The organism is Rossellomorea aquimaris, assembly GCF_008180865.1.
In the GTDB taxonomy this organism is placed as follows: domain Bacteria; phylum Bacillota; class Bacilli; order Bacillales; family Bacillaceae_B; genus Rossellomorea; species Rossellomorea yichunensis.
Window position 1 is genome coordinate 1,301,495 of the sequence record NZ_VTEX01000001.1, and the last position, 21,600, is coordinate 1,323,094.

A 21,600-nucleotide genomic window follows, 5' to 3' on the forward strand; every position below is an offset into this window, starting at 1 on the left:
GAAAGAAACAAGACCCACGAAAGGATTACCTATGAATTCGATACTATTAAAGAACGCAACTATATACCCCATCACATCAAAGCCCATACAAAACGGCTCTGTACTCATAAAAGACGGAAAAATCAAACAGATATACTCAACTAGCGTAGAATCATCCCGAGAAGTTTCAGTGTATGATTGCCAGGGGAAATTTCTTTTCCCCGGTTTCATCGACTCCCATACCCACCTGGGATTATACGACGAAGGTACAGGGTGGGCAGGTAATGATGCCAATGAAACCATCGAGCCCATGACTCCTCATATCCGTGCATTCGATGGCGTTTATCCATTGGATCCAGGTTTTAAAGATGCCCTGAAGTACGGTGTCACAACGGTGAATGTCATGCCGGGGAGCGCAAATGTCATCGGTGGTACGACTTCTGTGATCAAAACCTATGGCTCAACGATTCGTACGATGCTCATCAAAGAAACCTCGGGATTGAAAATTGCCCTGGGGGAGAACCCGAAGCGGATTCACAGTACCGGCAACAATGATTCCATTACAAGAATGGGCATAATGGGTATGCTTAGAGAAGCATTTTTCTCTGCTAAATATTGCGATCAACCTGAAGATCTCAGGGTTGCACCTTTAGTATCTGCATTAAAACGTGAAATCCCGGTTCGGATACATGCTCACCGTGCAGATGATATCTTGTCTGCCGTCCGGTTTGCCGAGGAATTCAATTTGGATTTTCGTATTGAGCATTGTACGGAAGGACATCTCATTTCCGAGGAATTTCATGGTAAGAATGTAAAGGTTTCTGTAGGGCCGACCTTTACGAGAAGATCGAAAGTGGAACTAAAAAACAAAAGCTGGATCACGTATCAAAAACTGACGGAAGCTGGTGTCGAAGTATCGATCACGACAGATCACCCGTACACCCCCATTCAATACTTGAATATGTGTGCGGCCATTGCTGTTCGTGAAGGGTTGGCAGAACAAAAAGCTCTTGAGGGCATCACCATCCTGCCCGCCAGAAACCTTGGTGTATCAGAACGGATCGGTAGTATTGAGGTGAACAAGGACGCCGATTTAGTCCTTTGGAGCCACCACCCTTTTCATTTTATGGCAAAGCCCATCATTACGATGGTGAATGGAGAAATCGCTTATCAAAACGTGTAGAAATTTGTTAAAAATTTTCATCAAAATTTAGCATTTTACCTATTTCCTTTTTGTTATATTTCGTATATGATACAAATGGATATTATATTTCCGATTACATTGTTCTAACGAGATTTATTTTTATATAGAGTGATTGTAATGAAGGGAAGGCAAAAGGTGCGCCACCAGTTTCTTGACTGGTCTTAGTGGGTTCGATTCCCACCCCGAAATTTTTTAGTTACCATTTAAAAATTTCGAGGGTGGGATCGTACGCAAGTAGACTGCCCTCAAGGAGGGTCTACTATGATCAAGAAACGTGAATTACATGAGTGTCATGAGCTCTATGACCTGATGGTGCACCCGGATGTCTTCCCTTTTGTGCGTCAAAAAGCTCAATCCTATGAGGAGCTCCTATTCTTAACGAAACAAACGATTGAAGCTGAGGAACGTGGAGAACTCATTTCACGAACAATTTTGGACGAATGGGGCAACCCGATCGGAACGATAAACTTATTTGATATTCAAGAAAATGCTGGATTCCTGGGAACCTGGATCGGCAAGCCCTATCATGGAAAGGGATACAATCAGCCAGCCAAAGATGCATTCTTCGCAGAGCTATTCTTTGAATTGGGTATGGAAACCATCTTCATGAGAATCCGCAAAGTGAATACCCGCTCCCAAAAAGCAGCAGAAAAACTTCCATATGTTTTAAAAGCGAATGAAACAAGGAAATCTCTTTACGAACAATTAAATGCTCAAGAAGAAGTATATGATTTATATGAAATCCCTAAAGACTTATATACACTTTATCTATATCAGCATCAACAATCCCAAGACGAAGAGCAAGCTTTGGAAGCTTAGGATAAAAACCCGATTTCCATATGAGGAAATCGGGTTTTTGTTTAAAACAATATAGAAGACCTTTCCTCACACAGATTCAGCGGGAAAACGAATGATATGATCTCAAGAAATCAGTATAGCTCACAAAAAAAGGGAACTGCTGATAGTTGACGTCTTATCTCTCTTTCAAAAGAATGACACTAACTACAGGCAGCACCCTATTTTATTTCTTTTTCGCTACTTTCTCGAAATACAAATTTCTAACGACAAAGGTTTTATAATTCTCCAATTTTCTTTTTTCCAGCGGATGATAATTGATTCCCGCCTTTTTAAGCTCTTGAAGGTACCACCCTTTGGAAAATTGATAAGCCATTGTACCTCTCCCCTTCAACCATTTATATACTATATGCTTAAAGGAGAGTACAATGACTTTTTATCGTGACATAGATGAAAGTTCCTTATACATGTCTTGAATAGTATAAGCTTTTTGACCCTTTTCCATGTTGTGGATATAGGTATCTCGATTTTCTTTTAACTCCTTGACTTTCACGAGGAAGCTCGTTTCGGTCAGCTCTTCTTCTTCCAGCTTTAATGCATATCCATGCTTTACGAAGCTGTTAGCGTTAAGGATCTGATCTCCCCGGCTCGCTTCCCTTGAAAGGGGGATCAGTAACATTGGTTTTTTCAACGCAAGAAATTCAAAGATCGAATTAGACCCCGCACGCGATATCACATAGTCTGTCATCGCTAAATAGTGAGGAAGCTCACCTTTTATGAATTCATATTGTCGATAGCCCTTTTGGGTATAAGTTTCATCGATATTCCCTTTCCCGCATATGTGTATGATTTGAAAATGGGATATCAGGTCATCCAGATTCCCTCTTACCGCTTCGTTAATTTTTCTGGCTCCAAGACTCCCACCCATAATCATCAATACAGGCTTATCTTCATAATACCCTGTCAATCGTTTTCCTTCCCTCGCATCTCCTGTAAACAACTCTTCACGTATTATCGCTCCTGCACATAATGATTTATCACTTGGAAGAGATTGAACCGTTTCAGGAAAAGTAGTGAAGATTCTGGTGGCGAATGGAACCGCTAATTTGTTAGCGAGTCCCGGTGTTACATCTGATTCATGAATCGCTACTGGAATCTTTGCAATCTTGGCAGCCATGACGACGGGAACGGAAACAAATCCCCCTTTTGAAAAGATGATGTCAGGTTTCGTCTTTCGTATGACAGCTAATGCATCGAACACGCCCTTCATCACCCGGAATGGATCCGAAAAGTTTTTCCATGAAAAATATCGTCTGAGTTTTCCACTTGAAATACTTTCGTACGGAATATGAGGAAACTGTTCAGTTATGATTTCCTTTTCGATTCCGTCTTCCGATCCAATATACGTTATCTCCCAGCCTTCTTTTTCAAAGTGTGGGATCAGTGCCGTGTTTACCGTAACGTGACCTGCTGATCCACCACCTGTAAATAAAATACGATTACTCATATGTATAAACTCCTAACTCGATTTTCTAATAGCTTTCTCATTCATCATTATACACTTTACCAAAAATGCAGGTGGTATAGAACTAAGAAAATTTGACAAAACGAAAAGGTTCCTCCTGTCATGATCAATAGGAACCCTTTTGAATCTCTCGCGAAGCACCCATAGGAACATGTCATGAAGGCTTCCTAAAACATTGCTTTATTATCTCGCTTCAGTATGTAGTTCGCTACATTTCTTCCGCTTATTGTGACCATCGGGGAGCCACCACCCGGATGAGTCGTACCCCCGACATAGAAGAGGTGCTCAATGTCCTTGCTGACGTTGGAAGGGCGAAGGAACGCTTCTGTCATCCGGTGGGAAGCAAGACCATATAGAGAGCCTTTATAGGCGGAGAATTTTTGTTTGATTGTATTCGGGGTATATACTCTCTCTACTTCCAATGATTCACGTATTGGTAGACCTTTAGCTTCTAATTTCTGATAGATCTTCTCCTTATACGCATCTGCTTGCTCGTAGGACAGAGGAGCGGCTGGAGCATTCACAAGGATGAACAAATTGCTTCCCTTTGTAATACGGGAATCTGTAGCAGCTGAATGACTGATATAAATCGTAGGATCACTTGGCAGCTCTTGCTTCATAAAAATCTCCGAGAACTCCTTTTGATAATCTTCCGTGAAATACACTTGGTGATGATGAACGGAATCCTGATAGGTCCGTAACCCTGCCAGAATGACAAATGCGGAAATGGACGGTTCATAGGCATCCAATTTCCTATCAGGATGGCTTGGTCTATCTTTCTCTTCAATAAGATTCTTCGTAGCACTGATAAAATCTCCATTCACAATCACATCATAAGCAGAGATCGTATCGCCGTCTTCAGTTACAACACCCACTGCTCTCTTGTCCTTGACTACGATCTCTTTAATTCTTTTTCCCAGGTGGACAGTCCCCCCCTGTTCTTTAAAGAATTGATAGAAACCCTTAGCTATCTCAGTGTTTCCACCAATCGTATAATACACCCCTTCTTTCATCTCGAGGTGGCCGATCAACGAAAAGGTCGCAGGACACGCGTACGGTGATGATCCAATATATGTTGCATATCGATTGAACACCTTCAACACATCCTCATCCTGAAAGAACCTTCGATGAAAATGATCCATCTTTTCAAAGGGACGGACCTTCATAAAGCTATAAGATAGCTGCGGGGAGAGATAATCCCGCCATGAACCGAAAACCCGGTAGAAAAACCCCCGCTCGGCTAATGTATATAACTTTTCCACTTCCCTTAAGTACTCTTTGTAATGAGATGCCCCGTACGGATCCAGCTTTTCAAGTTCCGCAATCATTTCCTCCGGGTCCGCTGATTGATATAGAATTCTCCCATTGTGAAAGACATTTTTCGTATGTTTTACAAGCCTTTTAAACTGAAAATAATGAGTAGAGTCTCCCCCTGCATCATTGATCACCGATTGAAACACTTCAGGCATGGTAATGGTATTCGGACCAAAATCAAAGGAATATCCATCCATTTCAACAGGCAGCATTTTCCCTCCCGGATGATGGTTCTCTTCTATGATCGTTACATTGTAGCCTTTGCTTTGGAGAGAAATTCCTGCGGACAATCCCCCTAATCCTCCTCCGATAATGACGATATCCTTCATGAATAAGTCCTCCCCTTCCAAGCGTATCCCTGTTTCTTCATTCCTCTCAGCATCGAAGCCCACATTATGATGATAAAGCTTATAGAAGCAACCGGCATGATAAGAAAATGCCATCTGGATTGATTGGAAGTAATATCAATCAAGAGGGTTTGTACCCATATCGCAACCAACGGAACACAATAGCTCCCTTCCCCTGCCATTAATCCATATAGGAACAGAGGAAGGGGCAATATGTAAAATACGAAGTAAAAAAGGGAAAGGAGAAAAACGGAAATTGGATTTCTCCCTAATCCTATATAAATATTTTTCAAGAACCCCTCCCATACTTCCCTATTGGTATCATACATATGACATGTCACGTCATATGTATTGTTGACGATTGTTACCTTCCAACCCTTTTCTTTCACTTTCCTCGCAATATGCACATCTTCTAATAAAGACGATTTCACCGCTTCATGCCCCCCGCAGTCTTCATACGCTTCCTTTTTAAAAAACATAAAAGCCCCGTGTGCAGCCGTAAATGCTTTATTCGTCGTATGATTGGCAACTCCAATGGGTAAATGAAAATATACCAGGAAGTGTTGAAACGGAACCAGCATCTTACTGAGTAAAGTAGGGATGGGAAATTGCGGAAATCCCGTCACAAGCCCTGCGTTGTAGTGTTTCATCTGGAACAATACTTTCTCAATGATCGATGGGGACACCCGTACATCAGCATCAAGGAATAAATAATACGTTCCGCCTGCATGTTTGCTAAGTTCCTTGCATGCATGGACCTTTCCTACCCAGCCTTTTGGGAGAGGCTTCCCATTGACTACCTTGAAACGGGAATCCCCTGTCGTAAGTTGATATAGGAGCTCTTTCGTACGATCCGTCGATCCATCATCTAAAATGATAAATTCAACATGTGAATGGGTAATCTTCTTTATATTTGCAATTAATCCCCTCACATTCCTTTCTTCATTTCTCATTGGCACCAGGACAGAAACAAGGTCATTAGAAGATAACTTACTGGAAAGCTTCGGCAAAAAGAGGAGATTGATGAATGTGACCAGTACAAATATGAGCGTGATAAGGATATAATAATTCATTGTCTATTCACCTCTGATTCCTTCTTTTCCAGAAACTCAACCATTCACTATTTGTAGGGAATCCTTTGAGTAATAATTGAAAACTTGACAGGTCTTCCTGAATGATATCGGTTTTTAGAGAATCGAGCCTTATTTCCATAATCGTCCTTAAACTGTCTGTAAGTTCTTTTCTTGATTGATTTGTATGATCTCCATTCTCTTCACAGATCCGGATAAATAATTCAGGCCTTTGATCATGACGAAATGTGTAATAGAACGTGACAAACGTAACCTTTACCCCTGGGTTACGTTCAATTAAGAAGCCCGGACCAGTCATAAATGAAAGAGGTCTCATCTCAAGATGCTCTTCCTTCCCCTGTGGAAAGATCCAGACGGTTTTTTTCTGTTGCAGGCATTTTTCAGCAAACTTTAAAGAAGAGACTAGGTCTTTGGGTGAATCAGGGTTCACAGAGAATGCTCCGATTTTACGAAAAAAAGAATAATCCTCCATCCCTTTCTGACTCATCATCGCATAGCTGTCTTCTTTTATAACATGATGATTTAAGTAAAAGACCATCAACCCGTCCCACCAGCTCGAGTGATTCGAGAGTATCAAGTGTCCTGAAGGTGATTTCGTTCCCTCCCTCTGGTCATCGATCCATACACGATAAAAATGTTTTTTCAGCTGAAAAGTAAGGTAGTTGGCCAAGATGCGTTGAAATCCCGGACTTTTCTTCGGTTCGATCATACTACCTTCTCCAATCGTTTTCTAAGTAAGAGAGACACACCGTAAAATGCCAACGTAACCCAAACAGCCAGCCACAGGCCTTCTACGATCGCTGTCACGATAAACATAAAGATCACGAGGAAATACAAACGTCTCATCCGCGAGCTCCAATGTGAAGAAACTCCCTCGAGTTTTATCCAATAGTAAAGGACAAATTGTATGAAGAAAGAAACAAAAAACCAGCCCAAGAAATTTTGAGTTGGAATGTCATAATACATCCCATCCTCATCCCATACCCAATACTCCCGGCCTTTAAAAGCAACCGGATCAATAATCAGGTCCATCGTCACCGCTAAAATGGACGTGACTGTGCTATAGATAAACGCTCCCATTACAGTCTTTCTTTGATATAGCAGAAATTCATAGTGTGCCATACTCGTAAATATCACCATGACCCAGGCAAAGCCTATGGTGATTGGTACGCCAACCAGTTGAAAGCCAAAGTCTTTCTCATAATGATAAGAACCGAATATCAGACCATAATGAACGCCTAAAGACTCCGCGAAAATCGTAAGCAGCATAATACCCAAAGCGATGATGGCCCCGATTTGTCCTCCGAATTTCTTCATTGCATAAAGAATAGCCAAAATACCGGCCAAATATAAGAAAACGGCATTCGCCCATTGAAGGGATGGAGGAAGCCAATCAAGAGAAACGAGAATGATCCCCACTCCGTACCATATTAAAAACACAATCCAAATCCAGTCCTGCCATTGTTTAATCATTCTCTGCCTCCCTGACGACTTAATCTTTTCAACACCCATTATATAAGAGTGATCCGATAAAATGCATATTTGACTCTCTATCACTTGAAAATATGATACAGTATGATAGTGAATTTATCATATGTTCAAGGGACGTTTAGTAAAGGAGCTCATTCTATGAGAGAAACACACACTATTAAAGATAAAATCAAACAATTTTCCCTTATTCTCATTCCCATTCTGGTCACCCAGCTTGGTATGTTTGCGATGAATTTCTTTGACACCATCATGTCAGGGAAGTATTCTCCCATCGACCTGGCAGGTGTCGCCATAGGTTCCTCCCTTTGGGTACCGGTATTTACGGGGTTAAGTGGCATCCTTCTCGCGGTTACCCCAATCGTCGCTCAATTAATAGGAAGAGGAAATAAGAAAGGTGTTCCTCACACTGTGCTTCAAGGCGTATATGCTGCCATTGCTCTATCACTTTTCGTGATGATTGTCGGTGCATTCGTTCTTAATCCAATTCTGAATGGAATGAACATAGAAACACAAGTCCGTACTGTAGCCAAGGATTACCTTATCGGACTTTCGTTTGGAATGATTCCATTGTTCATCTACAATGTTCTGAGATCGTTTATTGATGCATTAGGCATGACAAGGGTCACCATGTTTATTACATTGCTTTCTCTTCCGATCAATGTGGTATTTAATTATATTCTGATTTTCGGAAAACTCGGTTTTCCTGCATTAGGAGGAGTTGGTGCGGGTTATGCATCAGCCATCACCTATTGGGTCATCACTCTCATTGCCTTTTGGGTCGTGCATACAAAAAGTCCTTTTAGTCAATTTTTTGTCTTTAAAACCCTTCATAAGCCAAACCTACTTAAGTGGAAAGAGCTCTTTCAAATCGGTGTGCCCATCGGTTTATCGATTTTCTTTGAAGTAAGCATTTTTTCTGCCGTTACTTTGTTAATGAGCAACTATGATACCGTTGTTATTGCAGCTCATCAGGCAGCGATCAATTTTGCATCTTTTCTCTATATGATCCCTCTGAGTATATCCATGGCATTAACTATTGTTGTAGGGTTTGAGGTAGGGGCGAAAAGGCTCCGGGATGCAAAAATCTACAGCTGGATGGGGGTAAGCTTTGCATTACTATTGGCAATCATATATGGCGTGATCTTGCTCGTGTTCCGTTCAGAAATCTCGCACCTTTATTCAGATGATGCATATGTATTGGAATTAACAGCTCATTTCTTATTGTATGCCGTATTCTTTCAGCTATCAGATGCCATTCAGGCTCCGGTACAAGGGGCACTCAGAGGATACAAGGATGTTAATATCACCTTTATAATGGCACTCATATCCTATTGGGTGATTGGATTACCTCTGGGTTATCTACTGGCAAACTACACTGACTTCGGGCCATACGGATTTTGGCTCGGTCTGACATCCGGATTAACGGCAGGTGCCATAACATTGTCAGCCAGACTATTATTCATACAAAAAAAATATCGAAAACAATATAGCATTAAAAGTGAATAAACCCATAAATGAAATCAATAGACACGGCAGATTCATTTTTCTGCCGTGTCTATTCTTTCCTTCACTGACGAAATACCTTTCCCAGGACATCCTTGCCCCCTGTAACGGGAATGATGGAGCCGGTAATAAAATCAGATTCCTCTTTACAAAGAAAAGAAATGATCCTCGAAAGGTCTTCCCCTGTTCCTGGTCGCCCTACCGGTGTCCCCGGATCATGAAATTGTTTAGCTTTAAAGATCTCCTCTTCTTTCCATTCGCCTACGATATCTCCAGGGCAGATCATATTGGCGGTTATTCCATTACAAGCTTCTTCTATTGATATCGTTTTCGTAAAGGAAGCAAGTCCCGCTTTTGCTGCCGCAAACGCGGAACGGTAGATCCAACCTGGTGCTGTTTCAACTCGATCATAACCAAAAGTAATGATTCTTCCCCAGTTCTTTTCACGCATTCTTGGAATGATCAGCCTGGATAAATAAAAAACGCTATTTAAATTTCCATTTACTATGTAATTCCATTCTTCCGGGGAATAATCTGCAAATGACTTCCTCTCTTTCACGTAAGGACCTGCATTATGGATTAAGATATCGATACTTTCGACTTCATTCCATATCTCTGTTACCATTCGTTCACATTCTTCCGGTACAGAAATATCACCTTTGATCGCTATTATTACATTATTAAATTTCCCCTTCAAGTGGGAAACAAGATCCTTAACAAATTGATCGTTTTGCCTATAGTTAATAATAACGGTATAGCCTTGTTTCGAGAATTCCTCTACCGTTCGCCGGCCGATTCCCTTCGACCCTCCCGTTATAAGCACAACTTTTTCTTTCATCCAAGCTCACTCCACGTACTCGTTATACTTCAATAGTAAGAATGATTATGTCGAATTGCAAATGTAAGCTCTTAAATAATGCATTCATGTTCGATAAGAGTACTATTTCTTGCATATTTTCATTAGGTGAGAAAAGACTAACTTAAACACTTCATCCGTTTTTAAACAAAAAAAACAACCTCTCCAAAAGAGAGGCTGCTTTCATGATTGTGTTATATTATTTACCAATGAACTGTTGAGTCCAGTAGTTACCGTTTTCTACATGTCCTACACCGATATGAGTGTAGTTTGAGCTTAAGATATTTTTACGGTGACCATCACTGTCCATCCATGCTTGTACTACTTCTTCCGGAGTAGGTTGACCCATAGCGATGTTTTCACCGGCAGAGCTGTATTCAATGCCGAACTGCTTCATCATGTCGAATGGTGAACCGTACGTCGGGCTATCATGGGAGAAGTAGTTATTCGCTTGCATATCACGAGACTTTTCACGTGCAACTTTGCTTAGCTCAGTATCTACTTTAAGAGCTGGAAGACCTTGCTTTGCACGCTCTTGATTTGTCAATTCAACCACTTTTTGCTCATATTGGCTTAATTGACCAGTTTCTTCACTAGCTTGTTGTTCTGGTTGTTGTTGCTGTTCGTTTGCTGCAGGAGCTGGTGCTGGTGCTGGTGCTTCTTCTTTTGGTGCTTCTTCTTTAGGAGCCGGTGCTGGCGCCTCTGCTTTTGGTGCTTCTTCTTTAGGAGCCGGTGCTGGCGCTTCTGCTTTTGGTGCTTCCTTAGCAGGCGCTGGTGCTGCCTGAGCTTTAGGAGTTTGTCCATTTAACAGCTCTTGTACATTAATATTCTTACCCTCGATTTGGTATTTTGCTAGAGTATCTTGTACAAATTTATTTAAATCTTCTTGATTACCACTATATTTAAATGCGTTCACTTGTTGTGCAACCTTATCTGTCGGACATGGTGCTGCAGCGTCAGCTTTACCTGCCGCGAATGGTGCTGCTAATAAAGTGAATGCTGTTGCAGTTGAAATCATCATTTTCTTATTCATAAAAATGAATTCCTCCTTAGTGAATGTGTTTTTCTTTGCTGCACATTCATCATACCACCCTGTTTTTGTTACATTTACGGGAGAACTTGGTAACTAGGAATCAATTGTTCTATTTTGAAAGACAATTACTCTATAGTAGTATAGTAATCACTGATTCTAGTAGGGAGAAATGTATTTCTGAAATGATTTACTTACATTTCCAATGATTGTATTATTTAGTCCTGAAGACTAATAATTACCTGTATATCAATATTGACAGCTTTTTAAAGGACCTATCATTGTAACGGATGTTACAGTAACATTTCACATAACATGCAATTTCACCCTAAAGATAGGTATTCATTACATTTTTTGTCAGAATCAATGATGATATATCCTTCTACTGGAAAGCCAAGACGTTTTAGTTGTCTAACCCCTACATTGCATTCAATGGGATTACTCCCCAATACCACGATAGAACCATCTGGGATGTCGCGGGAATGCCTTCTTATATATCCACAGGGGATTGCTATAATGTTATCGCAATCCCCTTTTGAAGAATCTTGATAATCCCGGACATCTACCACCACATGTCGGGAAGTTAGCTCAAGAGAAGACCACTGTTTTGTTCTGACAGGGAAATATCGATAGTACATCATATAAGAAAGTACACTAAATAGAAGGAAACTTATTACTAGCATACTGGCATCATCCTTTTTAAAATTATCTAATCACCATTATATACCTATGCGGGTATATAATGAAGGGAAATGCTCAGAATGAGATGTTTTGAATATTTTTTTATATTCCATCATTTATGGATACGCAAGGTCCACCCTCACTCAGTTATGCCTGTAAAACATTTAAATATCTTTATGTATCTCTATTCAATTGTGAGACCATTTCAAGATGTACCTTTATTAATGATACTTGCTCTTCACTCGTCAGGTCCGATTCAATAATTCTCTTGGTAGCTGAGAGGTATTTTTCTTCTTTTGATTTACGCACTCTTGGATGACTATTGCCGTCCAATAATTCACGTTTAATGGTTTCCTTCAGGATCTTTTCTGAAGAAGTACCCTCACTTATTAATAATCTGTTTTTCCATATCTGTCTGTACGCCTCTAATAATGCATCGAATGATTCTAATCTCATGTTCAATCAATCCTTACATAATAAGTTTATTTATAATGCATACTAGAAAAAAACAAAGAAAGGTGATGTACATGACTACACCCTATCGCTGTCCCAGCTGTAAAACGAATCGCACCCGGTTTAATATTATACAACAAGTATCTCAGAGTGTGAAACTCGATCCTTCCTCTGGAGAAGTTGTACAAAGTTATGAAGAAGGTCAGATCGAGCCTTTTCATCTTGCATACAATGGACCGGACTTAAAAGTACAATGTGCCGCTTGCGGTTTAGTAGAGGATGAGATGACGTTTAAGAAATTTGGAGAAAGTACGATGTAATTCTTCTTAAAAAGGGGTAACTGGTTGGCACTGTGTTTGAATACAGATCCACCCGGTTACCCCTTTTCTTATTTAGAACTGGAGCCAATCAATGATTGGAAGCTTCTTTAAGCTTTGTTTCTTTCTCTTCTTCAGTTACATCTTTATTCGACATACGTAAAGGGATTTCGTTCATAAAGAACGTTAATACAAAACCAACAAGCAGTATGATAGCACCAATAAAGAAGACATTCGTTAAAGCGAAACTTAACGACTCTCTCACTCCTTCGAGAATGGTTGCGTAAATCCCTTGGAATTCTTCAGGTAATGTTGATTGTAATTCTTTTAATTTCTCACCATTCATTATGTTTTGCGGATCCTGAAGCTGCTTCAACACTCCTGATGTTTCAGGATTTGTAAGAAGTGGTGAGTCTTTCACTTCTGACATTTTCTCGGTCATCTTTGAAGACATGGAAGTATTCATCACGGTACCCATGATGGCTACACCAATCGTACCGCCGATTTGTCTGAATAATTGGGTGGCAGCGGTAGCCACACCAAGGAACTTATGCTGAACAGCGTTCTGAACCGTTAAAGTGAACACAGGGAAGCTCAGCCCAAGACCTGTTCCTACTATAATAATATTGATTAGAGCCGTTGTATTGGTTGTGTTCGTATCCATAAAGGATAGAAGAATCATTCCTGTACTCATGACGAACAAACCGATTAGGGCAAGAAATTTATATCTGCCTGTCTTCGTGATGATCTGCCCACCAACCGTACTTGCGATCACCATACTCAATGTCATCGGCATCATCACCAAGCCGGACTTAGTGGCAGATGTCCCCATGACCCCTTGAATAAAGAACGGCATATACATAATGGCTCCAAACATCCCGGCACCCAGGATAAATCCAATGATATTGGATAAAGTGAAGATTTTATTCTTGAACAATTGAAGTGGAAGAACGGGATTACTTGCTTTCTTTTCCGTAATGATAAATAAGACAAAGAATATCACCGTTGCCGACAGTAACCCTATGATCGGAAGGGAAACCCATTCATAATCATTTCCACCCCATGTAAAGGCCAATAATAATGGAATAATCGTCAGAGTAAGCATAACAGAGCCCAAATAATCCACTTTCAGTCCTCTATTTGGTTTTTGTGAAGGAAACATTTTATAAATCATCCCAAAGGCGATGAAACCTACTGGCAGGAAGACCCAGAATACCCAATGCCAATCTGCATTATCAACGATCCAGCCTCCTAATGTAGGACCGAACACACTTGCAAGACCAAATACACTACTCATTAAACCTTGCCATTTCCCTCTTTCCCGAGGCGAAAACAAGTCTCCTACAGCCGTAAACGCAGTAGACATGATCATCCCGGCTCCAAAGCCTTGAACCCCCCGGAAGATGATTAATTGAATGATTGAGGAAGAAAGTCCATTTAAGAATGACCCAATCATAAAGACTCCAATACCAAGGAGGATGAATGGCTTTCTTCCATACATATCCGATAATTTCCCTACTAATATGGCTGTTACCGAACTGGTTAACATAAAGATTGTAAATACCCAGCTATAGTAGTCAATTCCACCAATCTCAGAAATGATCCTTGGTAAAGCCGTTCCTACTATCGTTTGATTCAATGCTGCGAATAACATGGCTGACATGATGGCTATCATGATCATTACTTTTTTACGATGTTCTAAGTGTTCCATTTTTAAGTCTCCCTTAATATTTATAATAATAATAATTCACTTACTTAAGTAATTAAGCATAATAGAAGGGATGACCCATTCCGGTCAACCCTTGCTCTCTCATGCTTACACTTATTACTTGCGATTCGATGCTAATAATTTTTCAAACAGTTCGATCAGGTGGTTTATTTCTTCTTTATCAAATTTCACAAATAGTTCCTGAAAGTATTGAGTCTTTTTTTCTTCACATTGAGAAAGCATCTCTTCGCCCTGAGGTGTCAGAGCTAACTCTACTACTCTACGATCTTCGTTAGACCGCATTCTTGTGATATAGCCTTTTTCTACTAATGTATCTGTAATGGAAGTGATGTGACTTGCCGATACTTCCATACGTTTGGATATTTCCGACGATTTCAATGCCCCATTCTCGCTAATGAGCTGAAGTACGCGAAATTCTCCATTGGAAATGAACTCACCAAAGATGGTTCGGATATCTGATTTCATCATTCTAAAAACGGATCTGAATAATCCCTCTAACTCGTACATTTCTTTTCCCACTAACAATCGACCTTTCTCACTTCTTGCACTAAATAAATAGTTCACTAAGTTAACTATTATAGTTTAAACATTTTCTTATGATCTGTCAATGGTCATGAACCAGTCAAGACCATGACGGTTCTGACTCCCATCTTGGAGAATAGAATGATACTGATTGATAGTCCGATCCCACATAGAAATCCGGTCAGCAACCGTAACGTATTCGTACTAGTTCTCCACTTCCACTTCTGGGTGTATGCATCTGCCAGTAGGGGGGATATGAGCATCCCCACATAAAGCAAATGAACGAATGATAGCAAAGGAAAATACAACCAAACGAACGGGATCCCGATTAGAATGCCCATGAGAATACCCATACAGCGGAAACATACGGGAAATTGTTTCCCCCTGACGACGAGTGAACGTTCTCGTATTCTGTGACAGGGCATAAAGGATAATGTAAGGATGCCTTTCACTCTATTCCCTCCTATGGACTGCAGTCCGGAGTACAATCACAGTCCGGTGAATCACAGTCAAACTTCTTTCCCCGTGGAAAAGGAAGACAGTCAGGTGAATAGATTGCACAGTCCCAACAATCATTGGTCCTTTCCCTTTTATGTTTTTTTCGCTGATAATACACGATCGTTGAAATAAACATGATGACACTTAGTACGATGAGGCCAGTAAAGATGATGAACTGCAGAGTGGTCTCATGTATACTCAACCCGTATAATCCACCGATAAATAAGATTAGTTCTACACTAAACAATAGAAACACCATGAATTGTTTCTCCACCCCTTAGGTTATTCAGTTATATCTATCTCCTGCAATGAACGTATTACTTCTGATTTATGTAAATTTTCTCCAATTATGACGAAATTGGTAGGATATTTCATGTCACCCGGCATGAATAAGGGCATACCATATGAATATTGAAACAAGGTTGGATTTTTTCGACCCTGTAAAGGAACATACCCCTTCATTCTATAAATGCTGTCAGGTTGATTTTTCACCCATTCTTCAAACGCTTCTCCATTGACTGATCCATTGAATGTATACACGATTGCTTGTAAGGTTAAATGCTCGCCAATGGATGCTTTCTCATAGGAACCGTTTCGGTTATCCGCTTTTAAAGAGAATAGATCTGTCATAGAGACCTTTGAATAGTTCGTTAAGTACACTTTAGCATTTGGGTTGATTTGCTGAAGCTCATACGAGAATGTTCCCTGCTCCATCTCTGTAAGCAAATCCATCTTATTCGCCACAATATACTCCGCATGGCGAATTTGTTCCCTCATCAAATGTAAGACGGCCGGACTGAATTCACCCCTATTTCGCCACTGTAGTCCATCCACAACAGTAACAATCCCCCTAAATTCAAACTGATTTGCAAACAGTGGGGATAAGATGGAATCGACAACCTCAACGGGATGGGCTGCTCCTGTTGTTTCGATTACCAGTACATCGAAATTTTCGTTAAGCAGTAATTCCTGAAGCTGTGACTCCAGCTTTTCTGCTATGGTGCAGCATATACACCCATCAAGCAACTCCCGCAAAGCCGTATCTTTTTCAACTTCATCACTATCGATGGATACACTTCCTAATTCATTCATTAATACAGCCGGTTTTTTATTCTGGTCCTTTAAGGCTTGAAGTAAATCTTTTAATAACGTCGTTTTTCCACTGCCAAGGAATCCGGATAGTATATAAACATCTTTCTTCATTTAATCTTCCTCTCTTTAGATCTTATACATATTCTATTAGAAAGCGCTTGTGAACACAATGAAGGTATTTTGTAAGGCTCTATTTACAAAGTTTGTGGCTCTCCTAGACATGAAATAAGGAGTTGATTTACGGGGAATTGCGGTGAGTTTTCGTGGTTTCACCCTCTGGATCAGTATAACCCCTAAAAAAGTGAATTTTTCATGAGTTTGTAGTTTAAAACATGGACCGTTCCTTTCCGCTCCAGGCATAAGATTCCCCGGGGAGGAAGTCAAGCCTCCTCGGGCTTTGCCCTGCGGGGTCTCGACCTTTCCTCTATCTCCCGCAGGAGTCAAGTGCCTTCCGCTACAATCCACTCTGTGCTACTACATTCTTACTGCTAATGAGTATAGATAAACAAAACACAAAATAGTTCCTATTGTATATCCATGTATGGAGCCCCAAGGCATTTGGAACCAAATGTTTATCGCCATGATTGCCTATATCCTTTCCTAGATGACTAAAAAAGAACGATTAACAATCTTATCAGTAGAAAGTGTTTTTTCTCCCACCGTAGATAACCTCTTGTAAATAGAGCAGTGTTTGTTTTCTATTAATGGTTTTTCAGATTTAAGCTCTGTCAGGTAGTTTTCTTATAGATGGTGAGGGGAACTGCGTGGACTCCTGCGGAAGTACGGACGTGCCGAGACCCCGTCCGGCTAGCTGAAGAGGCTCGGCCGAACGCTAGCTGCAAGCGGAGCGGTTCCCTTCACCATCCAGCACTCACTAATGGACAGAGCAAAAGCAGACCTTATGTTAAAAAACAACAAACTTTTAGAAAAGAGCCATTGTAAAAAAGGGTTTTATTGTCTTTCTACGCATAGGATGAAATAACCAGGAATCGAGTCAACTTAGATAGGTTATGGATGTTATTTATTTCTTTATTTTATCATTATAAAAGACTGTTCCATTACGGCAGGATTAATAAACATGTGAGTACTATAAAGGTGGGGTTGTCATTGTATTATGAGAAGATTGTTCCGCTTAAGTTAAGAGACTTTTTGAAGAATCCTTCTCATGAGACATTGAAGGATCTGTTGCTTCATAATACGGGTGAAACGGATTACGTGGATTTCAAATCAGATTGGATTGAATTCACAAAAATGGCGAAGCATATTCTGGCTATCTCCAATACAGGAGGCGGATGCATCATTATTGGAGTGATGCAATATGATGATGGATCGTTAGATTTAAAGGGATTGTCGGATGAGGAATTTTTAGATAAAGCAGATGTTGATAATAAACTACAGCATCTGCTTCCAAAATACTTACGTTATCGAACCGAGGATTTCATTTTCCCAAAAGGTATTCACCCTTTGTTGAGCTTAAAACGGTTCCAGGTTCTCATCATTGACTATGATCCGCGATACGTTCCATACACCTCTATTGTGACAAGAGGTGAATTACGGTATGGGGCCATTTATGCCAGACAAGGGACGAAGACAATCGAAGCAAGCCACGAAAAATTGGTGGACGTAATTCTCCGTAAAGTCCAGTCCGGTGGGTCGGATAGTGATGAGCGTACATTAAGAGAACATCTGGAGCACCTTAAAATTCTGCATTTGGAACATGATCAAGCTGAAGACATGAAGTACAAAAAATACCTGCATGATTTGATTGTAAGAAAGATGAAGAAAATAGAATCTTTCCTGGACCTGGATTCATCCGAATTTCATTCTTGGTAAATCACTCACCCGTTTTCAGAAATTCACTGATAGCTTCTAGATTTCTCTGTTCATCCATGTCTAATACCTGGCCAGCATTCACAGTAGTAAGATCCGAATAGCTCCCTTCTATTGGCACTCGAAGTGTATCCACCCGGTCCACTGGATTTAGCATTAATGACATTCCATACTTTATTACTTCACTCATTGGTGTAGAGGTTTCTACGTTTTTTAAACCTTCTCTCATAATGGAAACGACAGTTGAAATTCCTTCGCCGGACTGCATCTGCTCCATAAGACTCTTTTCTGCTAACGTCATGATTTCCTGCTGTCTCTCCACTCGTCCAAAATCGCTTTTTATGTCTCCCCTAAACCTTACATATTGTAAGATTTCTTCTCCTTTTAACACTTGCTTCCCGGGATCCTTTGACCATTTCCAATACTTGATCATCGGTTCTGACACTGTAACCCCGACCCCTTCTGGAAAAACGAGATCCATCACGTTTATAAAATCATTAAAATCCACTTTCACGGTATGGTGAACATCTATGTTGAAATTATTTTTTATCGTTTCAGCCAGTAGTTCTTCTCCACCCCACGTATACGCATGATTAATTTTGCTCTTTTCATATCCAGGGATGTTTACAAATGTATCCCTCATGATGGAAACAATCTTGATGGATGTAGATTGTGGAGTATATTGAGCAACCATCAATACATCTGCACGGGCAGATTCGTTCTTTCGTTGATCTGAACCAATTAGAAGTACATTAACAGGAGATTTTTTATCCTGAAGGACTAAAGGAAAAATCGATTCATCCTTTTCAACTAAGGAATGCTTTTGCGATTGAACTTCTTCTTTGGGTGCGGGTTGTTCTCTCTCACCCCAGAAAGGCGAACAACTTACAACAATGAATACAGAAAATAATAAAGTCAGCAGTAAAGCTGATTTTTTCATAAGATCACCTCATATATACTCTCATTGTTGGTACATCTCATATATTCTATACGAGTAAGAAGAAACCAATAGCCAAAAAAAAAAGATCTCAGGTACTTCACCTGAGATCTTCCACTTAATTATTTTTGTTTAATTCTTCGATCGCTTTTTTCACTTGCGGATCGTTTTCTTTTAGTTTATCTCGAAGATTGGACATAAGCTTAACCGTCGTTTCAGCATTTAACGTTCCAGTTACCTCTAGTTCATTCTTTTCCTGGAACTGCTTAACCGCTTTTGTCGTATCTTCATCGTAATATCCATCAACGTTTCCTGGATTCAAGTCCAGTGCATTCAGCATTTGCTCTGCTGTTTTCACCTGATCGGATAGGTCTGATTCCTTTAGTTCCTTTTCAGGATTGATGTATGGAAGCTGCGCATATTCCGGCATCTTCACTTCAATATCGGGAGTGATCCCCTTTTCATGAATCCAATTGCCATCCGGCGTTAACCATTTAGCAGTTGTAAACTTCATGTTTGATCCATCTTGGAAGGTTTCGGCTGTTTGGACCGTTCCCTTACCAAAGGTTTTCGTTCCAACAAGAGGTAAATCGTTTGACTCACTTACAGCAGCTGCTAAGATTTCGGCAGCACTTGCGCTTCCACCATCAACAAGAACAGCAGTTGGCACATCTACCTTCTGCCCTGATTCGGAAACATACTTCTCCACTTTACCGTTGCTGTCTTCTACTTGGAATAAAACTTCACCTTCAGGAACAAACAAGTTAGAGATTTTCACAGCTTGATCAAGTAATCCACCGGGATTTTGTCTTAAATCAAGAACAAGTTTTTTCATCCCTTTATCGTTCATGTCATTTAAAGCTTCCGTTAATTCTTTATACGTACTCTCCGAAAAGCTCGTAATTTGAATTTCAGCTACACCATTTTCTTTCATTTCTGCATAAACCGTTTCAATTGGAATTTCATCCCTAGTAATGGTTACTTGCATTGGCTTATCCTGACCTGGTCGCTGAATGGTCAATGTAACCTTTGTCCCTTTTTCACCTCGGATGAGTAGAACCGCATCGGTGACAGACATTCCTTGTATACTTTTGTCATCCACTTTCGTGATTGTATCGTTCGGCTGTAATCCGGCTTTCTCTGCCGGAGAACCTTTTATGGGAGAAACGATGGAAATGTATCCTTCTTTCTCTTGTATTTCTGCACCGATTCCTTCGAAAGAAGAAGAGATGCTTTCCTGGAATTTTTCAGCTTCTTCTACATTCATATAATCAGAATAAGGATCTCCCACACTGTCAAGCATCCCATTAATAGCACCGTTTACTAAGGTGTCCTGATCAAGGTCTTTAAAGTAATTTTCATTTAACTTATCATACGCTTCATAAAGTTTTTGAAACTCTGAACGTTCGGTTACTCCTACATTTACTGCCTTCTCGTCTCCAAACGCCAGTGCAAATGTTGTAATTCCTGCAGTTGCAAATACAAGGAAAAACAAGAGCATTACAAATTTAAACTTCTTCATTTTTATAAAACTTGAATGGGTTTCTTGTTGTGATTGATCTGTCTTATCTTGTTCCAAAGCTTTCCACCACTTTCGTTGCTATGTATCTTGTGTGAATTTACCGACTACACTATCACGAAACAGCTATATGAGCAATCTTCCAACTCATAGCTTCTTTATTCTATCAGCTTTTCAATATTAACGAAAGGAAAATCCATTGTCATGATTATGATGTGTCAAAATCGTTGTAAAAAACCCTACTGTACTGACAGCAAATAAAGAATATAAGAAAGACTCCGTACCGATGATCGGCCAGCCAACCACTAGCACGATGCTATCAAAAGCAAAAATTAATTTCCCTACATTCATTTGAAAGCTTTTTCCAATCAGTTGAGCCAATAAATCAGACCCTCCCGTGGCGGAGTTCCCTTTTAACATAAGGCCGATCCCAATACCAACAAATGTCCCTCCTAAGAATGCGCTCATAAGCGGGGGAAGAGTGAGAATATTCTTCCAATGATGAAAAAAATCTATCATTAACGAGGATAACCAGAGACCGTGAATACTATTATAAAAAAGTTTTCTGTCCACAAAAAAAGCCAGCATATATAACGGCACACTCAGTAAGATAATCGTGAGACCCGGCTTAAAACCAAACCAGTAATGAGCAATAAGGCCAATCCCGATCATACCCCCGTCCAGGAAATGATGCGGCACGAAAAAAAGATTGATGCCGATCCCTACAAACACACTTCCTATGATAATAATGCTAAAAGTCCTCAACATACGTTTCACCCGCTCACCTCAAACTGGGACAGCCCCTATTATTGTTGTATGTGAACTCTTGAGAAAACAGAACAACCCAGGGCGTAATGATCGAATAACAGACACCATTATATATCACA

At 40.3% G+C, this 21,600-nt stretch carries 23 protein-coding genes; 5 read left to right on the forward strand and 18 right to left on the reverse strand.

Annotated elements, in window-relative coordinates; all coding sequences use genetic code 11:
- Positions 1–31: 31 nt before the first annotated feature.
- Together FZC88_RS06515 and FZC88_RS06520 are read left to right on the forward strand one after the other, a co-directional pair.
- Positions 32–1,162 carry an amidohydrolase gene (locus tag FZC88_RS06515; RefSeq protein WP_148994095.1) on the forward strand — a complete coding sequence of 377 codons (1,131 nt, stop codon included), beginning with the start codon at positions 32–34 and terminating at the stop codon, positions 1,160–1,162.
- Positions 1,163–1,444: 282 nt separating this feature from the next.
- Positions 1,445–2,002: a GNAT family N-acetyltransferase gene (locus tag FZC88_RS06520; protein ID WP_148969344.1), complete on the forward strand. Its 558-nt coding sequence runs from the start codon at positions 1,445–1,447 to the stop codon at positions 2,000–2,002.
- 202 nt (positions 2,003–2,204) lie between these two features.
- On the opposite strand, the gene FZC88_RS06525 is transcribed toward FZC88_RS06520, so the two are convergent.
- The 6 genes from FZC88_RS06525 to FZC88_RS06550 all read right to left on the reverse strand — a co-directional run bounded on the left by FZC88_RS06525 (position 2,205) and on the right by FZC88_RS06550 (position 7,728).
- A complete protein-coding gene (locus tag FZC88_RS06525; protein WP_148969345.1) occupies positions 2,205–2,354 on the reverse strand; it encodes a DUF2639 domain-containing protein in 150 nt (49 codons plus the stop codon).
- A gap of 60 nt (positions 2,355–2,414) precedes the next feature.
- Entirely contained in the window at positions 2,415–3,485 is a 1,071-nt protein-coding gene (locus tag FZC88_RS06530) for an undecaprenyldiphospho-muramoylpentapeptide beta-N-acetylglucosaminyltransferase (protein ID WP_148994096.1), read from the reverse strand.
- A 185-nt stretch (positions 3,486–3,670) separates the two neighbouring features.
- Positions 3,671–5,146 (reverse strand): phytoene desaturase family protein, encoded by a 1,476-nt coding sequence (locus tag FZC88_RS06535; RefSeq protein WP_148994097.1) that lies wholly within the window; start codon positions 5,144–5,146, stop codon positions 3,671–3,673.
- Positions 5,143–6,237, reverse strand: coding sequence for a glycosyltransferase family 2 protein (locus FZC88_RS06540; RefSeq protein ID WP_148994098.1), 1,095 nt, complete (start codon positions 6,235–6,237; stop codon positions 5,143–5,145). The genes FZC88_RS06535 and FZC88_RS06540 overlap by 4 nt, the downstream gene beginning before the upstream one ends.
- Before the next feature lie 7 nt (positions 6,238–6,244).
- The gene (locus FZC88_RS06545) at positions 6,245–6,964 is read right to left on the reverse strand and encodes a lysophospholipid acyltransferase family protein (protein WP_148994099.1); all 720 of its coding nucleotides are present in this window, start codon (positions 6,962–6,964) and stop codon (positions 6,245–6,247) included.
- On the reverse strand, positions 6,961–7,728 hold the full coding sequence (locus FZC88_RS06550) for a carotenoid biosynthesis protein (RefSeq protein WP_187443518.1): 768 nt from the start codon (positions 7,726–7,728) through the stop codon (positions 6,961–6,963). Before FZC88_RS06550 ends, FZC88_RS06545 begins: the two co-directional genes overlap by 4 nt.
- Before the next feature lie 156 nt (positions 7,729–7,884).
- Between FZC88_RS06550 and FZC88_RS06555 the strand changes: the two genes are divergently transcribed.
- Complete coding sequence (locus FZC88_RS06555; RefSeq protein ID WP_148994101.1) at positions 7,885–9,252, forward strand: MATE family efflux transporter; 1,368 nt, start codon at positions 7,885–7,887, stop codon at positions 9,250–9,252.
- Positions 9,253–9,313: 61 nt separating this feature from the next.
- Here FZC88_RS06555 and FZC88_RS06560 read toward each other — a convergent pair whose 3' ends face one another.
- From FZC88_RS06560 to FZC88_RS06575, 4 genes are all read right to left on the reverse strand, one after another.
- The gene (locus FZC88_RS06560) at positions 9,314–10,087 is read right to left on the reverse strand and encodes an SDR family oxidoreductase (protein WP_148969352.1); all 774 of its coding nucleotides are present in this window, start codon (positions 10,085–10,087) and stop codon (positions 9,314–9,316) included.
- Between the two features lie 217 nt (positions 10,088–10,304).
- Positions 10,305–11,138, reverse strand: coding sequence for a CAP domain-containing protein (locus FZC88_RS06565; RefSeq protein ID WP_148994102.1), 834 nt, complete (start codon positions 11,136–11,138; stop codon positions 10,305–10,307).
- A 320-nt stretch (positions 11,139–11,458) separates the two neighbouring features.
- The gene (locus FZC88_RS06570) at positions 11,459–11,818 is read right to left on the reverse strand and encodes a hypothetical protein (RefSeq protein ID WP_148969354.1); all 360 of its coding nucleotides are present in this window, start codon (positions 11,816–11,818) and stop codon (positions 11,459–11,461) included.
- Between the two features lie 172 nt (positions 11,819–11,990).
- Positions 11,991–12,272: a hypothetical protein gene (locus FZC88_RS06575; protein ID WP_148969355.1), complete on the reverse strand. Its 282-nt coding sequence runs from the start codon at positions 12,270–12,272 to the stop codon at positions 11,991–11,993.
- 71 nt (positions 12,273–12,343) lie between these two features.
- On the opposite strand from FZC88_RS06575, the gene FZC88_RS06580 reads away from it, so the two are divergent.
- The gene (locus tag FZC88_RS06580) at positions 12,344–12,589 is read left to right on the forward strand and encodes a DNA alkylation repair protein (protein ID WP_148969356.1); all 246 of its coding nucleotides are present in this window, start codon (positions 12,344–12,346) and stop codon (positions 12,587–12,589) included.
- An 88-nt stretch (positions 12,590–12,677) separates the two neighbouring features.
- Here FZC88_RS06580 and FZC88_RS06585 read toward each other — a convergent pair whose 3' ends face one another.
- The 5 genes from FZC88_RS06585 to FZC88_RS06605 form a co-directional block, all read right to left on the reverse strand.
- Entirely contained in the window at positions 12,678–14,297 is a 1,620-nt protein-coding gene (locus FZC88_RS06585; RefSeq protein ID WP_148969357.1) for an MDR family MFS transporter, read from the reverse strand.
- Between the two features lie 114 nt (positions 14,298–14,411).
- Positions 14,412–14,822, reverse strand: coding sequence for a MarR family winged helix-turn-helix transcriptional regulator (locus tag FZC88_RS06590; RefSeq protein WP_262371769.1), 411 nt, complete (start codon positions 14,820–14,822; stop codon positions 14,412–14,414).
- 104 nt (positions 14,823–14,926) lie between these two features.
- Positions 14,927–15,289 (reverse strand): DUF2085 domain-containing protein, encoded by a 363-nt coding sequence (locus FZC88_RS06595; RefSeq protein ID WP_262371770.1) that lies wholly within the window; start codon positions 15,287–15,289, stop codon positions 14,927–14,929.
- Positions 15,290–15,300: 11 nt separating this feature from the next.
- Complete coding sequence (locus tag FZC88_RS06600) at positions 15,301–15,594, reverse strand: hypothetical protein (protein ID WP_148994103.1); 294 nt, start codon at positions 15,592–15,594, stop codon at positions 15,301–15,303.
- Between the two features lie 23 nt (positions 15,595–15,617).
- Positions 15,618–16,538 (reverse strand): CobW family GTP-binding protein, encoded by a 921-nt coding sequence (locus tag FZC88_RS06605; RefSeq protein ID WP_148994104.1) that lies wholly within the window; start codon positions 16,536–16,538, stop codon positions 15,618–15,620.
- 996 nt (positions 16,539–17,534) lie between these two features.
- On the opposite strand from FZC88_RS06605, the gene FZC88_RS06610 reads away from it, so the two are divergent.
- Positions 17,535–18,260: an AlbA family DNA-binding domain-containing protein gene (locus tag FZC88_RS06610; RefSeq protein ID WP_148994105.1), complete on the forward strand. Its 726-nt coding sequence runs from the start codon at positions 17,535–17,537 to the stop codon at positions 18,258–18,260.
- Between the two features lies 1 nt (position 18,261).
- Here FZC88_RS06610 and FZC88_RS06615 read toward each other — a convergent pair whose 3' ends face one another.
- From FZC88_RS06615 to FZC88_RS06625, 3 genes are all read right to left on the reverse strand, one after another.
- Positions 18,262–19,197 (reverse strand): LCP family protein, encoded by a 936-nt coding sequence (locus FZC88_RS06615; RefSeq protein ID WP_148994106.1) that lies wholly within the window; start codon positions 19,195–19,197, stop codon positions 18,262–18,264.
- Positions 19,198–19,312: 115 nt separating this feature from the next.
- Complete coding sequence (locus FZC88_RS06620) at positions 19,313–20,773, reverse strand: lmo1851 family serine protease (RefSeq protein WP_262371771.1); 1,461 nt, start codon at positions 20,771–20,773, stop codon at positions 19,313–19,315.
- A gap of 120 nt (positions 20,774–20,893) precedes the next feature.
- A complete protein-coding gene (locus FZC88_RS06625; protein WP_148969362.1) occupies positions 20,894–21,481 on the reverse strand; it encodes a YitT family protein in 588 nt (195 codons plus the stop codon).
- Positions 21,482–21,600 lie beyond the last annotated feature (119 nt).